The 16,079-nt window shown below is 67.5% G+C and carries 15 protein-coding genes; 4 read left to right on the forward strand and 11 right to left on the reverse strand.

Going from position 1 to position 16,079, the window contains the following annotated elements; genetic code table 11:
• Positions 1 to 48: 48 nt before the first annotated feature.
• The 5 genes from ASG07_RS00710 to ASG07_RS00730 form a co-directional block, all read right to left on the reverse strand.
• On the reverse strand, positions 49 to 546 hold the full coding sequence (locus ASG07_RS00710) for a hypothetical protein (RefSeq protein WP_082474491.1): 498 nt from the start codon (positions 544 to 546) through the stop codon (positions 49 to 51).
• Between the two features lie 62 nt (positions 547 to 608).
• The gene (gene aroC, locus ASG07_RS00715) at positions 609 to 1,691 is read right to left on the reverse strand and encodes a chorismate synthase (protein ID WP_055840822.1); all 1,083 of its coding nucleotides are present in this window, start codon (positions 1,689 to 1,691) and stop codon (positions 609 to 611) included.
• Positions 1,692 to 1,992: 301 nt separating this feature from the next.
• Positions 1,993 to 2,796: an enoyl-ACP reductase FabI gene (gene fabI / locus ASG07_RS00720; RefSeq protein WP_156361677.1), complete on the reverse strand. Its 804-nt coding sequence runs from the start codon at positions 2,794 to 2,796 to the stop codon at positions 1,993 to 1,995.
• A gap of 27 nt (positions 2,797 to 2,823) precedes the next feature.
• On the reverse strand, positions 2,824 to 3,789 hold the full coding sequence (locus ASG07_RS00725; protein ID WP_055840827.1) for a YihY/virulence factor BrkB family protein: 966 nt from the start codon (positions 3,787 to 3,789) through the stop codon (positions 2,824 to 2,826).
• A 7-nt stretch (positions 3,790 to 3,796) separates the two neighbouring features.
• A complete protein-coding gene (locus ASG07_RS00730) occupies positions 3,797 to 4,762 on the reverse strand; it encodes a DnaJ C-terminal domain-containing protein (protein WP_055840830.1) in 966 nt (321 codons plus the stop codon).
• Positions 4,763 to 4,874: 112 nt separating this feature from the next.
• On the opposite strand from ASG07_RS00730, the gene ASG07_RS00735 reads away from it, so the two are divergent.
• A complete protein-coding gene (locus tag ASG07_RS00735; RefSeq protein ID WP_055840835.1) occupies positions 4,875 to 5,123 on the forward strand; it encodes a hypothetical protein in 249 nt (82 codons plus the stop codon).
• A gap of 34 nt (positions 5,124 to 5,157) precedes the next feature.
• On the opposite strand, the gene ASG07_RS17120 is transcribed toward ASG07_RS00735, so the two are convergent.
• The 5 genes from ASG07_RS17120 to ku form a co-directional block, all read right to left on the reverse strand.
• Positions 5,158 to 5,331, reverse strand: a complete 174-nt coding sequence (locus ASG07_RS17120) for a hypothetical protein (protein WP_156361678.1) — start codon at positions 5,329 to 5,331, stop codon at positions 5,158 to 5,160.
• Entirely contained in the window at positions 5,328 to 6,212 is an 885-nt protein-coding gene (locus tag ASG07_RS00740) for a transglutaminase family protein (RefSeq protein ID WP_055840837.1), read from the reverse strand. Before ASG07_RS00740 ends, ASG07_RS17120 begins: the two co-directional genes overlap by 4 nt.
• A gap of 10 nt (positions 6,213 to 6,222) precedes the next feature.
• On the reverse strand, positions 6,223 to 8,670 hold the full coding sequence (locus ASG07_RS00745) for a circularly permuted type 2 ATP-grasp protein (RefSeq protein ID WP_055842706.1): 2,448 nt from the start codon (positions 8,668 to 8,670) through the stop codon (positions 6,223 to 6,225).
• A gap of 207 nt (positions 8,671 to 8,877) precedes the next feature.
• Positions 8,878 to 11,313, reverse strand: a complete 2,436-nt coding sequence (gene ligD / locus ASG07_RS00750) for a DNA ligase D (RefSeq protein ID WP_055840841.1) — start codon at positions 11,311 to 11,313, stop codon at positions 8,878 to 8,880.
• A 39-nt stretch (positions 11,314 to 11,352) separates the two neighbouring features.
• Positions 11,353 to 12,210, reverse strand: a complete 858-nt coding sequence (ku, locus tag ASG07_RS00755; protein ID WP_055840845.1) for a non-homologous end joining protein Ku — start codon at positions 12,208 to 12,210, stop codon at positions 11,353 to 11,355.
• Between the two features lie 82 nt (positions 12,211 to 12,292).
• Here ku and pdxH point away from each other — a divergent pair, with 82 nt between their 5' ends.
• The 3 genes from pdxH to ASG07_RS00770 are packed head-to-tail and all read left to right on the forward strand — an operon-like array spanning position 12,293 to position 14,621.
• Positions 12,293 to 12,871, forward strand: coding sequence for a pyridoxamine 5'-phosphate oxidase (pdxH, locus tag ASG07_RS00760; protein WP_055840848.1), 579 nt, complete (start codon positions 12,293 to 12,295; stop codon positions 12,869 to 12,871).
• Positions 12,868 to 13,821 (forward strand): cation diffusion facilitator family transporter, encoded by a 954-nt coding sequence (locus tag ASG07_RS00765; RefSeq protein ID WP_055840851.1) that lies wholly within the window; start codon positions 12,868 to 12,870, stop codon positions 13,819 to 13,821. The genes pdxH and ASG07_RS00765 overlap by 4 nt, the downstream gene beginning before the upstream one ends.
• Positions 13,822 to 13,823: 2 nt before the next feature.
• Complete coding sequence (locus tag ASG07_RS00770; protein WP_055840854.1) at positions 13,824 to 14,621, forward strand: PhzF family phenazine biosynthesis protein; 798 nt, start codon at positions 13,824 to 13,826, stop codon at positions 14,619 to 14,621.
• Positions 14,622 to 14,919: 298 nt separating this feature from the next.
• On the opposite strand, the gene mnmA is transcribed toward ASG07_RS00770, so the two are convergent.
• Positions 14,920 to 16,026: a tRNA 2-thiouridine(34) synthase MnmA gene (mnmA, locus tag ASG07_RS00775; RefSeq protein ID WP_055840855.1), complete on the reverse strand. Its 1,107-nt coding sequence runs from the start codon at positions 16,024 to 16,026 to the stop codon at positions 14,920 to 14,922.
• Positions 16,027 to 16,079 lie beyond the last annotated feature (53 nt).

Consider the following 16,079-nt stretch of genomic DNA (forward strand, 5'->3'; position numbering starts at 1 on the left):
GGGCCGGACGATCGCTCGCCCGGCCCTTCGATAACGCCCGAAACCGGCTTATTGCGGCGGGGTCGTACCCGTCGTTCCGCCAGCCGTTCCGGTGGTGCTGCCACCCATCGTGCCACCGGTCGTTCCGGGCGCGCCGGTGGTTTCACCCATCGTCGTCCCGGTCGTGCCCGGTGCGGTCGTGCTGTCGACGCCGGTCGTGCCTGCGCCGCCATACGTGCCCGGTGCGCTGGTCGTCGGATCGACGGTCGTCGCGCCGCCTGTGGTTCCGCCGGTCGCCGAGCCGCGGCGCGCACGGTTGGGTGAGCGGGTCGTCGTCGAACGCGTGGTGCTGGTCTGGGTATCCGGCGTCGTAGTCTGGGTGCCGGTCTGACCCATCGTGCTGCCGGTCGTGCCACCCATCGTGCTGCCAGCCGTGCCGCCCATCGTGCCGGCACCCATCGTACCGGAAGTGCTACCGGCGGTGCCGCCGGTGGTCCCGGTCGTCTGCGCTCCGGCGAGTGCGGGAAGGGCAAGAGCGGCGGCTGCCAAAGGAAGGATCATACGCATCGTCATTCTCCTAAAAGTCTCCGTCCAACGAAGACCGATAGGAGGCGTTCCATTTCAATTGTTTAGTAGGTTAACATTGCGCCAGTTTGACCGCGATGAAGCAACGCCTGGTCGGCCAGCACCAGTGCTACCATCGCCTCCACCACGGGAACTCCACGAATACCGACGCAGGGATCGTGCCGGCCTTTGGTGGCGATCTCGGCAGCTTCACCCGCCGGCGTGATCGTCGGCACCGGCGTCAGGATGGAACTGGTCGGCTTGAACGCCACGCGAAGCCTGATCGGCTGGCCGGTGGCGATCCCGCCCGCGATCCCGCCCGCATGGTTCGCCAGAAAGGCGGGGCCGTTTTCGCCCGGCTGCATCGGATCGGCATTCTGTTCGCCCGACAACGCCGCCGCCGCGAAGCCGTCGCCGATCTCCACACCCTTGACCGCGTTGATCCCCATGCACGCCGCCGCCAGTTCGCTGTCGAGCTTGGCATATAGCGGCGCGCCCCAGCCAGCCGGAACGCCGGTGGCCTCGCACGCGACGACTGCACCCAGCGACGATCCCGCCTTGCGGGCGCGGTCCACCAGCTCCTCCCAGCGGACCGCCGCCGCCCGATCCGGGCAGAAGAAGGGATTCTCGTCGATCGCGCCGTCATCGAACGCCGCGGGATCGATCGCGTCGCCGCCGATCGCCTCGACCCAGGCGCGAATGCGGACGCCGGGGATCACCGCCCGCGCGACTCCGCCCGCCGCAACCCGGCTGGCCGTTTCGCGCGCCGATGATCGGCCGCCGCCGCGATAGTCGCGAAAGCCGTATTTGGCGTCATAGGCGTAATCGGCGTGGCCCGGCCGGTACGCCTTGGCGACCTCCGAATAGTCCTTCGATCGCTGGTCGACATTCTCGATCATCAGGCTGATCGGCGTACCCGTCGTGCGCCCGTTGAACACGCCCGACAGGATGCGGACCAGATCCGGTTCACGTCGTTGAGTGGTGAAGCGCGACGTGCCAGGTCGCCGCCGGTCGAGCCACGGCTGGATATCCGCCTCGCTCAGCGCGATGCCCGGCGGGCAGCCGTCCACGACCGCCCCGATCGCCGGACCGTGACTTTCGCCCCACGTCGTGAACCGCAGCATGCGGCCGAAGCTGTTGACGCTCATGCCGCGCTCCGAGCCGCCTGCGTCATGTCACCGCGGCCTGCGATCAGGCCCTGTACAAAGATGTCTTTGTCGAAACCAACGCTGATCGCGCGTTCCAAGAGGGTCATTCCATGCATCCACGATCTCTGGCCGGCGAAGGCTCACCTGTTCGACGATCCATCGCAAGGTGCGGGCGTCCAGTCCATGATTATCGGCGATCGCCACGTCCGCGTAAGGGACGTGGGTTGGTGCCCGCGGTTCGGCCTCACTGGAATAGAAGTGGAAGCGATTATCGGTCGAGGAAAACGACAGGCACCCGCCCTTAGACCAGCGCGATGTCCGGCGCGTCCTCCGCCTTCATGCCGATGACGTTGTAGCCGGCATCGACGTGATGCACCTCGCCCGTCACGCCGCTCGCCAGATCGGAGAGCAGGTACAGGCCCGCGCCGCCGACATCCTCGATCGTGACGTTGCGCTTCAGCGGCGAGTTGAGCTCATTCCACTTCATGATGAGGCGGAAGTCACCGATGCCGCTCGCCGCCAGCGTCTTGATCGGACCGGCGCTGATCGCGTTGACGCGGATGTTGTCGCGGCCCAGATCGACCGACAGATACTGCACGCTCGTCTCCAGTGCGGCCTTCGCCACGCCCATGACGTTGTAATGCGGGATCACCTTTTCCGCGCCGTAATAGCTCAGCGTCAGCAACGCGCCGCCATCCGGCATCATCTTCGCCGCCCGCTGCGCCACCGCCACGAACGAATAGACGCTGATGTTCATCGTCATCAGGAAATTGTCGAGGCTGGTGTCGACATAGCGACCGCGCAGTTCGTTCTTGTCCGAAAAGCCGATCGCGTGGACCACGAAATCGATCGTCGGCCAGTCCTTGGCCAGTTCCTCGAATGCGGCGTCCAGCGCGCCCATGTCGGACACGTCACACTCGATCAGCCGCGCGGTGCCGAGTTGCTCGGCCAACGGACGAACCCGCTTGCCCAGTGCCTCGCCTTGATACGAAAAGGCGAGTTCCGCCCCCGCCTCGGCCAGCTTCTGCGAGATACCCCACGCGAGCGACTTGTCGTTGGCGAGGCCCATCACGAGCCCACGCTTGCCAGCCATCAATCCGTTCACGCCGATCCCTTTTGTCACATCAAGCCTTTACGCTATCGCCGCTCCCGCCGGCGTCGGTTCGTTCTTCTCTAGCGAAGATTCGGGCGGTTCCGCCAGTGCCGCGTTCAGATGCGCGCCGAACACGAGGCCAAGCCCGATGAGATAAAAGAATAACAGCATGACGACAACGCCTGCCAGGCTGCCATAGGTCATGTCGTATCCACCGAGTTGCGCCAGAACGACGGGCAGCAGCGCGGTCATGCTGACCCACCAGACCGTCGTGAACGCTGCGCCCGGCCATTTGCGGCAGTCGGTGTAGCGATATTTCGACGGCGTGACCGAATAGAACAGCATGTACAGCGCGCCGAACATGATGAAGCCGGGAATGAAGCGCGACAGGCCGATCACGCCGACCCAGTCCTGCGCGAACGGCAGCAAGCGATACACGAACTGTTCCGCGGCGGTCAGTATACCCTGCGCGAGGAACGCGAACAGCGCGACGACGACCGACAGGATGATGACGCCGGACGACGACAGCCGCGATTTCCAGAAGGGTGCCGTCGCCTTGATACCATATGCGCGGTGGAAGATGTCGCGGATCGTCTCCACGAAGCCGCCGACCGTCCACAGCCCGACGAGGCCACCCAGCCACAACAGGTTGCCGGTGCGAGATGCCAGCACGTCGGCGATCGGCTTTTGCAGGATCGTGGACACGTCGGGGGGCAGGACGTGGAGAAATCCCTCGACCGTCCGGACCGTCTCCTCGCTCTGCCCCAGCAGCGACAGAATCGCAGCGGCAACGATGAAGAACGGGAACAGCGTCATCAGCGCCAGATAGGCGAGGTTGCCCGCGTGCGTGAAACCGTCGTTGAACACGCCGACCGCCGCGCGCTTGAAAACTTCGAACGCGTAGCTGCCAGGTCGAACCTTCGCCAGTTGCTTGTCGAGACGGGCGCGGGCGCGACCGTGATGGTCGGCCCGTGCTTCCGGGGTCAGTTCGCCAATATCATCCACAGGGTCTTCAGACGCCCATCGCCGCCCGCGGGTTCCCCGCGTCGCGCCCGGCCCATGCCTCGACGAACGTCTTAAGCGCGGCGTCATCGGGAACGTCGACCATCAGCGTGACGAGCTGATCGCCGCGGTCACCCGCCTTTTTGTGGAAGCCTTTGCCCTTCAGGCGCAGGACCTTGCCCGACGACGTGCCGGCAGGGATGGTCAGCATGACGGGGCGTTCCACGGTAGGCGCCTTGATCTGCCCACCCAGTACCGCCTCGGCCAGCGAGATCGGCAGGTCGACGCGAACGTCGTCGCCGTCGCGCACGAAGAAGCGGTGCGGCTGCACCTCGATCGTCACCAGCGCGTCGCCCGCACCCGCCGGCCCCGGCTGGCCCTTGCCGCCCAGCCGCATCTGCGTGCCGGTCTCGACGCCCGCCGGCAGTTTCAGGTCGATCGCCTTGCCGTCGCCCAGCGTCACGCGTTGCGGCGCAAGCGTCGCGGCATCGGTGAAGGGCACCTGCAACTTATACTGTACGTCCGCACCCCTGGTCGCACCGCGCCGCCCGAAGCCGCTCGCGAAGCCGCCGCCGCCCGGTGCCCCGCCGCCGCGCGATCCGCCGCCGAACAGTCCTTCGAAGATGTCGCTCATGTCGGGCGCATCGGCTCCGCCGCCGCCGAACTCGAATCCCTGACTGCGGAACCCCCCGCCGCCCGCGCCGGGATGCGGCGAGCGACCACCACCGCCGCCGAAGCCGAACGGCGCGGCGGGGTTGCCGTCGCCGTCGATCTCCCCGCGGTCGAACCGCGCGCGCTTGTCCTTGTCGTTCAGCAGGTCGTACGCATTCGTCACCTGGCTGAAGCGTTCGGACGCCTTGGGATTGTCCTTGTTACGGTCGGGGTGCAGCTCCTTGGCGAGCTTGCGGTAGGCTTTCTTGATATCGGCCTCGGTCGCGGTGCGTGCCACGCCGAGTGTCTGGTACGGATCGGCCATCGAATTCCCTGTAATCCGGGTCGGTGTATTATCCGCCTATGTGGGCGCTTCGCCGCAAGAGCGCAACGCGCGAGCGGAACGGCGCGTTGTCGGCGATGAAGGAGAGAGTTCCATGTCCGATCAACCAATGCAGGCCGGTGGCGGCGACGGCCGCAAGGGCGCACCCGACGGGGTATCCGACACCCCCGCCAAGGATGGCAGCGGTGAGAGTGGCGGCGGTGCGTACCCGAACCCGCAGACCGGGAAGAAGCCCGAGGGCGGCGGATTCTTTGGTCATGGCGGCCAGACCGACAATCGCTATTCGGGGCCGGGCGACAAGGACGATCCCGATGGCGGCGACCCCAACGCCGTGACGAAATAGCGTCGTGATGCCGGGGTATTCCCGGCATACCAGCTCAGCGCCGCATCGTCCTCTGCGCGAAGGTCCAGCCGATGTCGGTGCCGATCGCCATCAATGGCAGCACCAACGCCCAGTCCGGCAGATCGCGTCCGGTCATCGCCCGGAACAACCAGTAGCTCAGGCCGAACAACGTCACGACGATCAGCATCACCAGCGCGAAGCGTTTCACGGAGCGTCTACCGGCGCGACATCGACGCTTACGGCCATGTCCTGCGCCCCCGACCCCAGCACGACCCCGTCGACCGGCGCGATCTCCGCATAGTCGCGGCCGACCGCGGTGACGATGTGGTCCGCCGCCATCCAGATGCCGTTGGTCGGGTCCATGCCGACCCAGCCGCGTGCCGGTCCGCACCATAGCAGCACCCACGCATGCGTCGCGTCCGCACCCACCAGCCGCGCCTGCCCGGGTGGCGGGATCGTGCGGATATACCCGGACGCATAGGCTGCCGGCAGCCCGGCGGCGCGCAGCCCCGCGATCATGATCTGCGCGAAATCCTGGCACACGCCGCGCCGCTGCCGGAACGCGTCGATCGGGGCCGTGTCGACGAAGGTCGCATCGGCATCGAACGCGAACTCCCGCTGGATGCGCCGCGCCAGCGCCATGCCCGCCTCCAGCGATCCCCGCGTCGGATCGAGGTCCGCCGCGCACCACGCGCCGATTTCCGGGTCCAGCGGGATCAGCGGCGAGGGGTAGATATACGCCGCCGGTCCCGCCGCCGAGAGGTCGCTGCTCGCCCGCGCCAGTCGCGCGATGTCCGCCAGCGTCGGATCGTCGACGGCCGGGATCGGCACCAGCCGATCCACCGTCACCCGCGCCACGCTCTCGATCGTCAGCGTGCGGACAGGGCTGTCCACCACCAGCCGCGTGACATTGGCGAGGCCCGCTTCCGCCCGCGCCGGGCTCGTCCGCCCCACCGGGGACACCGTCAGCCGATAATCGTCCAGCGTCTGCCCCGGCCAGTCGATCGGCTTCAATCGCAAATTGCAGCGCGCGAACTTGACCTGATTGCCGTAGTCGAACGTCGTGACGTGCCGGATGTCGTAGATCACGCCGCCACCCTCATGCGAGCGTCAGCCCGACAGCGCGCAGCGGCTCCGCGCCTTGCAGGAAATAGCGACGTGCCACCGCCTCCGACAGCGCCACCAGCCGGCTCTCGACATCGCCCAGCGTATCCACGTCCAGCGTCGTAGCATCCGCCGTCGTCACCATCGCCTTCAGCCGGATGGCCTGCGCCTGCTGCGCCTCCGCCATCTCGTCGTCGCCCAGCACCGGCAGCGCGGCGAGGTGACTGGCGATCCGTTCCGTCTGGAAACCCAGGCTGCGCGGGTTGTTCGGGTCGAGCGCAACGAGATCGACCACCGCGACGCGGGCCAGTCCGGTCGGATAACGCTGGCGATAGCTGATCTGGCTGTCCCCCAGATCGAGCAGCGTCGACAGATCGTCCACCGTCGCGCCCGGCATCCCGAACAGCCGCACTGCCCGCGCGATCGCCGCCGCACGCTCGATCCGCCGGCCGAGATCGTGGAACCGCCACGCCGAGGTCCGCACCATATGCTCCGCCGACAGGCCGACGATCGCCGCATAACGCCGCTGCAGCGACCCCGCCCGCTCCAGCATCCCGCGCTGCGTAGGGAAGGGTGCTTCCAGCAACCGCACCATGTCCGCCGACAGCCGGTCGCGCGATCCCTCGCCGATCGCGCGCGCGTTGCGGTTGATCGCCGCCACCGAATGCCAGTCCGGGTCTTCCATCGCGGTCCGCGCGAACTGGATCAGCGCGGGCCGGTTGAGCGACGAAGGTGAGGGGGCCGCACCCGATCCCGCCAGCATCCCGACCAGCCGCGCGAGCGTCGCGGTCGGCAGCACCGCGCCGCCGCCGTCCGCATCGATCGAATTGCCCAGCAGCACGCGGATCGCGCCCAGCAACGCTTCGCCCCGCTCCAGATACCTGCCCAGCCAGTAGAAATTGTCCGCCACCCGGCTCGGCAACGTCCCCGGATTCCGCCGGACGTGGAGCGAATCGGGCGCGGTCAGCAGCGACACCGGCGCGACCGGCTCCGCGCCGTAGATGCAGACGTCGGCCGACCACAGCCCCTCGCCGATCGCCGCCACGGTCGCCTGCGGATGTTCGCCGATCCGGCCGAAGCCGCCCGGCATCACGGCCCATTGGCCGTCACCGTCGCGCGCCGCGAAGACGCGGAGCATGAACGGGCGCGCCTCCAGCCGGTCGCCGACCACGACGGGCATGGTCGAAAGCCGCACCTCCTCCTGCCCGACATAATCCTGCGGGCGGCGGACCATGTCGGCGATCAGGTCGGCGCGCGACGCGTCGTCCGTCAGCCCCAGCGGCAGATGCCCGAAGGCCGGCGCGATCGTCAGCCGGTCGAGATTGGCGGCGACATGCGCGCACTCGTCCGCCCCACCGCACCACCACGTCGCGATCGTCGGCAGTTTCAGCGGCTCGCCCAGCATTGCCCGCGCCAGCGCCGGCATGAATGCGTGGAAGGCGGGGGCCTCCATCACCGCCGCGCCCGGTGCGTTGGCGAGCACGACATTGCCCTCCGCATAGGCATCGATCAGACCGGGTACGCCGATCTGCGAATGGGTGTCGAACGCCAGCGGATCGAGCATGCGCGGGTCCAGCCTGCGCCACAGCGCATCGATCCGCTTCAGCCCGCCGATCGTGCGGACATAGACCTTGCCCTCCAGCGCGGCGAGGTCCGCCCCCTCGACCAGCAACAGCCCCAGATACCGCGCGAGGTGCGCCTGTTCCGGATAGCTCGGGTTGAACCGCCCGGGTGTCAGCAGGCCGATGCGCGGATCGTCGCGCCGGCAGAGAGCCGCCAGCCCGCTGCGGAATGCCGCGAAGAACGGCGCGTGCCGTTGCACGTTCAGTCGCGCCGCCAGCCCGCCCAGCGTGCGTCCGACCGCCAGCCGGTTCTCCAGCGCATAGCCCGCACCCGCCGGCGCACGCAGGTGATCGGCCAGCACCCGCCACTCCCCGGTCGGCCCGCGCGCCAGATCGAACGCCACGAATTGCAGATGCTTGCCGCCCGGCGGCTCCAGCCCGACCATCGGTCGCAGGAACAGGCGGCTGCCGGTCACCAGCGACGCGGGCAGCACGCCCTCCGCAACCAGCCGTCCCTCGCCATACAGGTCGGCGACGACACGCTCGATCAACTCCGCGCGCTGCGCCACGCCTGCTTCGATCCCGGCCCATTCCGCTGCCTCGATCAGCAGGGGGACGGGCGATACCGGCCACGGTCGCTCGTCCGCCTCGCCGATGATCCGGAACCCGGTGCCGATGTCCGCCGCGTGCCGCTGCACGCGCTCGCGCGCATGGCCCAGATCGTCGCTCGCGACCGCCGCCAGTTCCTCCAGCATCGTCGCCCATGGTTCGGTCGATCCCGTCGCGAGCACGTCATGCGCCGGCGCCCGCGCGGCATAGTCGTCGATCCACCGCCGTGCGTTCACGCCGGCATCGAAAAGAGAGGTCGACTGCGTCGCCATGACCGTCGCGTCGCGTCCTTTGCTGGGGCGGAGGGTGCAGGCGCGCGTGGTCCCACAGGCGGACGGCGGCGGCAAGCCGTTTCGGTTTGGGAACGCGGGTGTGGGTATTGCCTGCCGCCTCCTTCTTAACTCCCCCAACCCTTGCCAAGGGGAGGGGAGCAGAAAGAAGCGGGGGGCGAGCGCATGGAAGTGCGCTCGATCCCCCCTTCAAAAATCCGGCAACACCTGATCCGCCACGCCCCAGCCCTGCAGCCCGCGCCCACTGGCACGCTTTGCCAGGGCGGCGAGGTCCGTCACGCTCCAGCGCGCCGCCGTGTCGATATCGCGCAACTCCGTCCATGACACCGGCACGGCCACCGGCGCACCTTCGCGGGCGCGCGCCGAATAGGGCATGATCGCCGTCGCCCCCCGCTGGTTGCGCAGCCAGTCGATGAAGATACGACCCTTGCGCTTCGCTTTCGCCATCGTCGCGACGAACCGGTCGGGCTCCGCCTGTGCCAGCGCCTGTGCGAAGCGGCTGGCGAAATCCTTCACCGCCGGCCACTCGGCTTTCGGCGTCAACGGAACGACGACATGCACACCTTTGCCCCCCGACAGCAGCGGAAAGCTGACCAGGCCCAGTTCCGCCAGTTGCTCCTTCAGATGCTCCGCCGCCTTTTTCGTGTCGGCGAAATCCAGCCCCTCGTCGGGGTCGAGGTCGAAGACCATGCGGTCGGGCTGTTCGACACTGGCGACCGACGATCCCCAGCCATGGAATTCGATCGCGCCCATCTGCACGCATGCGACCAGCCCGTCGGCCGTATCGACGTACAGATAGTTCTTGGTCGATCCGTCCTTCTCGCGGATCGGCACCTGATGCACCGTATCGCCGAAGCTGCCCGCATCGTGCTTCTGGAAGAAACAGGCGCGGGCGCGACCCTGCGGACAGCGGACCAGACTGACCGGGCGCTTGCCGGCCCACGGGAGCATGACCGGTGCGATCGCCGCGTAATAGTCCGCCAGCTGCCCCTTGGTGACGTTCGATTCCGGGAAGATCAGGCGGTCGCGGTTGCTGATCTTCACGCTGGTCGCAGTCTTCGCATCGGGCGCCGGCGCAGGAACCTCCGCTACCACCTCGTCCGCGCCCTTGTCCTCGCGCAGGCCGATGAAGCTCGCGTGGCGCAGCATTCCGTCCGGCGTCACCTCCGCATAGGCGATCTCCGCGACCAGTTTCGGCGTCACCCATTTCGCGCCGCGCACCATGGCCCGCGGCGCGCTGACCGTGGCGGTCTTGCGTTCCAGCGGCGCCAGCTTCGCGACCACTTCGTCCATCGTCCCGGCGTTGAAGCCGGTGCCGACCTTGCCGCGATAGGCGAAGCCGTCTCCCTCATGCACCGCCAGCAGCAGCGACGCGAAGCCGCGCCCTTTCGGCGACGGTTGCCAGCCGACGATCACGAATTCCTGCCGCTGGATGCACTTGGCCTTGAGCCACGCCTTGGTGCGCCCCGACCGGTAGGGCGAATCGGCGCGCTTCGACACGACACCCTCGAGCCCTTCGCGACACATCTGTTCGAACAGTGCCTCGCCCGATCCGACGACGTGCTCGGAATAGCGCAGCGTCTCCGATCCCTCGCCGATCAGCGCGCGCAGCCGCTCCTTGCGCTCCATCAGCGGCAGGTCGGACAGGTCCTCGCCGTCCTGTTCGATCAGGTCGAACGCGAACAGCGTCATGCCCCCGTCCGCCGCCGCGATCGCATCCTTCAGCGCGGCGAAGTCGGGTTTGCCGTCGCGGAACGCGACGATCTCGCCATCGATCAGCGCCGTCCCCGGCAGCGCCGCCACCGCGTCGGCGATGCCGTCGAACTTGTCGCTCCCGTCGAGCCCGCTGCGGGTGAAGACCTTCGCCGACTTGCCGTCGCCCGCGACCAGCGTGCGATACCCGTCATATTTGATCTCGTGCAGCCACGCCGACCCGGCCGGCACCGCATCGACCAGCGTGCATAATTGCGGCTCGCGAAACACGGGCGCGACCTTCCTGGCAGCCGCTTTCTTCGGCGCAGCCTTGCGCGTCTTGGGCGCAACCTTCGCCGCTGTCTTCCCCTCGGCGATCTCGCTCATCGTCCGGCCGGTGGCGACACTGGTCAGCGCTTCCTCAACCAGCGTGTCGGTGCCGCCGGCGAACCCGTCCTCCACCTTGCGCAACAGCCAGTTCTCGCCGCGATCCTTGCCGCGCGGTTTCAGGCGGATCAGTAGCCACTCGCCCCGCATCCGCTCGCCTTCCAGCACGAAATGCAGGTGGCCCTTGTCGATGTCCTTCGCCGACTTTCCGGCGATCGGCGACCACGTCCCGCGGTCCCACAGCATCACCGTGCCGCCGCCATATTCCCCCTTGGGGATCGTCCCCTCGAACGTCGCATAGGACAGGGGATGATCCTCGGTCCGCACCGCCAGCCGCTTTTCGCCGGGATCGAGGCTCGGCCCCCGCGTGACCGCCCAGCTTTTCAGGACGCCGTCGATCTCCAGCCGGAAGTCCCAATGCAGCCGCGTCGCGTCATGCTTCTGGACCATGAAGCTGTTGCCGTTACCGGGTTCCAGCGTTCCCGCCGGCTCCGCGGTCTTCGTGAAATCACGCTTGGCGTTGTAGCGTGCAAGTGCGTCCGTCACCGGTTCCCCTCCCCACCAGAGAGGGGAGACGGCCAGCCCCTAAGCACGCTTCTTCGCCGCGGGTTTGCGGGCTGGAGCCTTCTTCGCCGCCTCCTTCTTCGCCGGTGCCGCCTTGTCGCCCATCGACTTTCGCAGCGCCGCCATCAGGTCGACCACGTTCGACCCCTTCGCGTCTCCCGTGTCCTTCTCCTCGATGATCTTCTTGCCGTTCGCCTTGCGCTTGCGCTCGATCAGTCCTTTCAGCGCATCGACGTAGCGGTCGTGAAATTCCTGCGGATCGAACGCCGCCGTTTTCCGGTCGATCAGCGCCTCCGCCAGATCGAGCAGTTCCGCGTCGGGCTTGTCGTCGGGGATCTCGCGGAAATAGCCCTGCGCCTTATGCACTTCGTCGGCGTAGCGCAGCGTCTCCAGCACCATGCCGCGTCCGCACGGCTTCAGGCTGACGACATATTCGCGGCCGCGCATCGCCAGCTGGCCCAGCCCGACTTTCTTCGTGCGCCGCAACGCCTCGCGCAGGACGATGAACGCTTCTTCCGCCAGATCGTCGGCAGGCACCACGAAATAGGGCTTTTCATAATAGAGCACGTCGATCTCGGACGCGTCGACGAACTGCGTCAGCTCCAGCGTCTTCTTCGATTCCAGCTTCACCGCGTCGATCTCGTCCTGCTCCAGCAGGACGTATTCGCCCTTCGACACCTCGTACCCCTTGACGATCTCGTCGACATCGACCGGACCCATGCCGGTCACGACCTTCTCGTAGGATATGGGCTTGCCGGAGGGCTCGTGGATCTGGCGGAACGAAACCGCCGCGCCGCTCTTGGTGGCGGAGTAGATTTCGACAGGAATGGACACCAGCGCCAACCGGATCTGCCCCTGCCAATATGCGCGTGCCGCCATGTTGTGATCCCCGATTATCCTGAATGAATGCGGAGCCTGCGGACTCGTTCCGTTCGCCGCGCGATTGCGGTAAGGGCGGGGCATGACCGACGACCCTTTCGCCCTGTTCGATACGTGGTTCGCGGAGGCACAGGCGTCCGAACCCAATGATCCCAACGCGATGGCGCTCGCCACTGCGGACGGGCAGGGGCATCCTTCGGTGCGCATGGTCCTGTTGAAGGGCCACGGTCCGGGCGGCTTCGTGTTCTACACCAACCGCGACGGGCGAAAGGCTGGCGACCTCGCCGCCAATCCGCACGCGGCGCTGCTGTTCCACTGGAAGTCGCTGCGCCGGCAGGTGCGGATCGAGGGACCCGTGTCGCTTGCCACCGAGGCGCAGTCGGACGCCTATTATGCCAGCCGCGGTCGCGACTCGCAGCTTGGCGCATGGGCGTCGGAGCAATCGCGGCCTCTCGACTCGCGCGAGACGTTCAAGGGTCGCTTCGACGAGATGAAAGCCCGGTTCGAGGGGCAGGACATTCCCCGCCCGCCCTTCTGGGGCGGCTATGTCGTCGCGCCGAAACAGATCGAATTCTGGCAGGACCGTGCGCACCGGTTGCACGAGCGTCGACTGTTCGTGCGCCAGGACGGCGGCTGGACGGAAGGGTTGCTCTACCCATGACTCAGGAAGAACGTCGTCTCGCGCTGCCGCTCGCCACGCGCGCGGCGCTGGCCAGCGTTGCGATGGCGCTGTTCCTGCTGGCGCTCAAGGGCTTCGCCGCGTGGCACACGGGCTCGGTCGCGATGCTGGGTTCGCTGGCGGATACCGGGCTCGACCTGCTCGCCAGCCTCGTGACGCTGTACGGCGTGCGGCTGGCGGCGACGCCGGCCGATCACGACCACCGGTTCGGCCATGGCAAGGCGGAGGCGCTGGCGGCGCTGTTCCAGGTCGGCCTCATCACCGCGTCCGCCGCCGGCATCGGCTGGCGGGCGCTCATGGCTCTGGGCGAGACCGCACCGACGCAAGATGCGGAATTCGGCATCGGCGTGTCGATCGTCGCGATCGGCGCGACCGTGCTGCTGCTCTGGTATCAGCGGCGGATCATCCGCCAGACCGGATCGGTCGCGATCATGGCGGACAACGTCCATTACCAGTCGGACGTGTTGCTCAACGGATCGGTGATCGCCGCCCTGATCCTCGACCAGTATCTCGGCTGGCACGGTGCCGACGCGCTGTTCGGCATCGCCATCGCCGCGTGGCTCGCCTGGGGGGCGTTTCAGGCGTCTTCCAATGCGATCGACCAGTTGATGGACAAGGAGTGGCCGGAGGATCAGCGATCCGCCTTCCTCGACATCGCCGCGCGTCAGCCGGGGCTACGCGGCATTCACGACTTCCGCACGCGCCGCTCCGGCAGCCACGATTTCGCGCAATTCCATATGGAGGTCGATCCGACCATCACCGTCGCGCGCGCCCACGACCTCGTCGAATCGGTCGAGCGCAACCTGAAACGGGCCTTCCCGAAGGTGGAGGTGCTGATCCACCTCGATCCGGAGGGCCATGTCGACACCGACAACCCGCTGGTGGAGGCCGACGTGACGCCGCACTGGTTCAGCAAGCGCGTGGGATATTGACGATGCGGATACCCTTCACTCAGGTCGACGCGTTCGCCGATGCGCCGTTTACGGGCAATCCGGCGGCGGTGATGCCGCTGTCGGCGTGGCTGGCCGACGACGTGCTGCTGAAGATCGCGCAGGAGAACAATCTCAGCGAAACCGCCTTCCTCGTCCCTGCCGAGGACGACGATGCCGATTTCGAGCTGCGCTGGTTCACCCCGGGCGCGGAGGTCGTGTTGTGCGGCCACGCCACGCTGGCCAGCGGTCATGTCGTGCTCTCGTCCGATCCGGCGCTGCTCAAGGTCCGCTTCCGCACGCGCAAGGCGGGGATGCTGGAGGTTGCGCGGCAGGATGACGGCTACACACTGTCGCTGCCTGCCTGGGGGCCGTCGCCGCGTGCGATGCCGGGGCTGGTCGAGGCGCTGGGGATCACCGGCACCGCCGACATCCTGTGGCACGAACATGGCTACGCACTGATCGTGGTGGAGGACGAGGGAGTCGTCCGCAATCTCGATCCGGACCAGCGTGCGCTCGCCGCGCTGGAGCCGATGGTTGCGGTCGTCACCGCGCCGGGCGCGACCACCGACATCGTCAGCCGCGTGTTCACGCCCGCTTACGGCATCGACGAGGACCCCGTGACCGGCTCCGCTCATGCGCTTGCCGTGCCATATTGGGCAGATCGCTTGGATCGTGACACGATGACCGCGTTTCAGGCCAGCGCGCGTGGCGGGCACCTGACCTGCCGCCTTGCCGGCGACCGCGTCGTGCTGGGGGGGCAGTGCGTCACCGTTATCGAGGGCACGTTCCTTCTGCCCTGAGTATACGATTGCAACATTTGCAACTATGATGGATCAAGTTGCACTTGCGAAGAGCCGCGCTGCGCTGCACAAAGAGCGTGCCTTTCAGGCATCCTCTCCTAAAAACTTACACAGGCCGGCTTGTCCGGCCTTTTTTTTTGCCCGACGCTGATCTACGCAGCGCCCGACTGTCGCGGTCGCCGTCAAAAAAAGACGAATTCTGGAGCGGAGCCGCCGGCAAGACCGGCACCGGCGAACACGACAGCGGCGGGAGATCGAGCGCACCGGCATGCGCTCTCTCCCGCCTGAATCCCTGATGTTATGCGGCCTGTAGCGCCGCCTCCGTCGCGGCGATCCAGCCGCCGCCCAACACGCGCTCGCCCGCATACAGCACCGCAGCCTGACCCGGTGCGACGCCATATTCCGCCGAATCGAAGCTCAACCGTCCGCCGTTCAGCTGCGCGGGCACCGGCCGGGCCATCGATCGCACCTTCGCCGTCAGCGGTCCGGTATGATTTCCGCCGATCCAGTTGACGTTCTCCAGCGCCGCCGCCGTCACGGCCAGCGCCGCGCGGGGGCCGACGACGACGCGCTTCGATTCGGGTTCCAGCCGCACCACGTAGAGCGGCTCCGGCGTGCCGCCGATCTCCAGCCCCCGCCGCTGCCCCACCGTGAAGTGGATCAACCCGCGATGCCGCCCGAGTGTGCGGCCCGACAGATCGACGATCTCCCCCGCGGTATCCGCGTCGGGCCGCAGCTTGCGGACGAGGCCCGCGTAATCGCCATCGGGCACGAAGCAGATATCCTGACTATCCGGCTTGGCGGCGACGCCCAGCCCCAGTTCCGCCGCGATCTCGCGCACCCGCGCCTTGGGCAGGCCGCCGAGGGGAAAGCGGAGATAGTCGAGCTGCTCCTGCGTGGTCGCGAACAGGAAATAGCTCTGGTCGCGCGCCGGGTCCGCACCGCGATGCAGTTCCGCGCCGCCCTGACCGTCCACGCGGCGCACATAATGGCCAGTCGCGAGGCAATCCGCGCCCAGCTCGCGCGCCAGCGCCAGCAGATCGGTGAATTTCGGTCCGGTGTTGCACGAAACGCACGGGATCGGCGTGCGCCCCGCCAGATACTCGTCGGCGAATTTATCGACCACGTCGCGCCGGAACGCACTCTCGTGATCGAACACGTAATGCGCGATGCCCAGCCGGTCGCATACCGCGCGCGCATCGCGGATGTCGCGCCCGGCGCAGCAACTGCCCGCGCGCCCGACCGCCTCGCCATGGTCGTAGAGTTGCAGCGTCACGCCGATCGTCTCTGCCCCGGTGCGCGCCGCCAGTGCCGCCACGACCGAGCTGTCGACGCCGCCGGACATGGCGACGACGATGCGCCGTGCGCGGATATCGCCGCCCAATTGAAAGTCGGTGTCGTCCATCGTTCCCGCCACATAGGGGCGGGGGGCCGCAATGGCGAGCCGTACGGCCGGTC

Source organism: Sphingomonas sp. Leaf343 (assembly GCF_001423765.1).
Taxonomy (GTDB): Bacteria; Pseudomonadota; Alphaproteobacteria; order Sphingomonadales; family Sphingomonadaceae; genus Sphingomonas.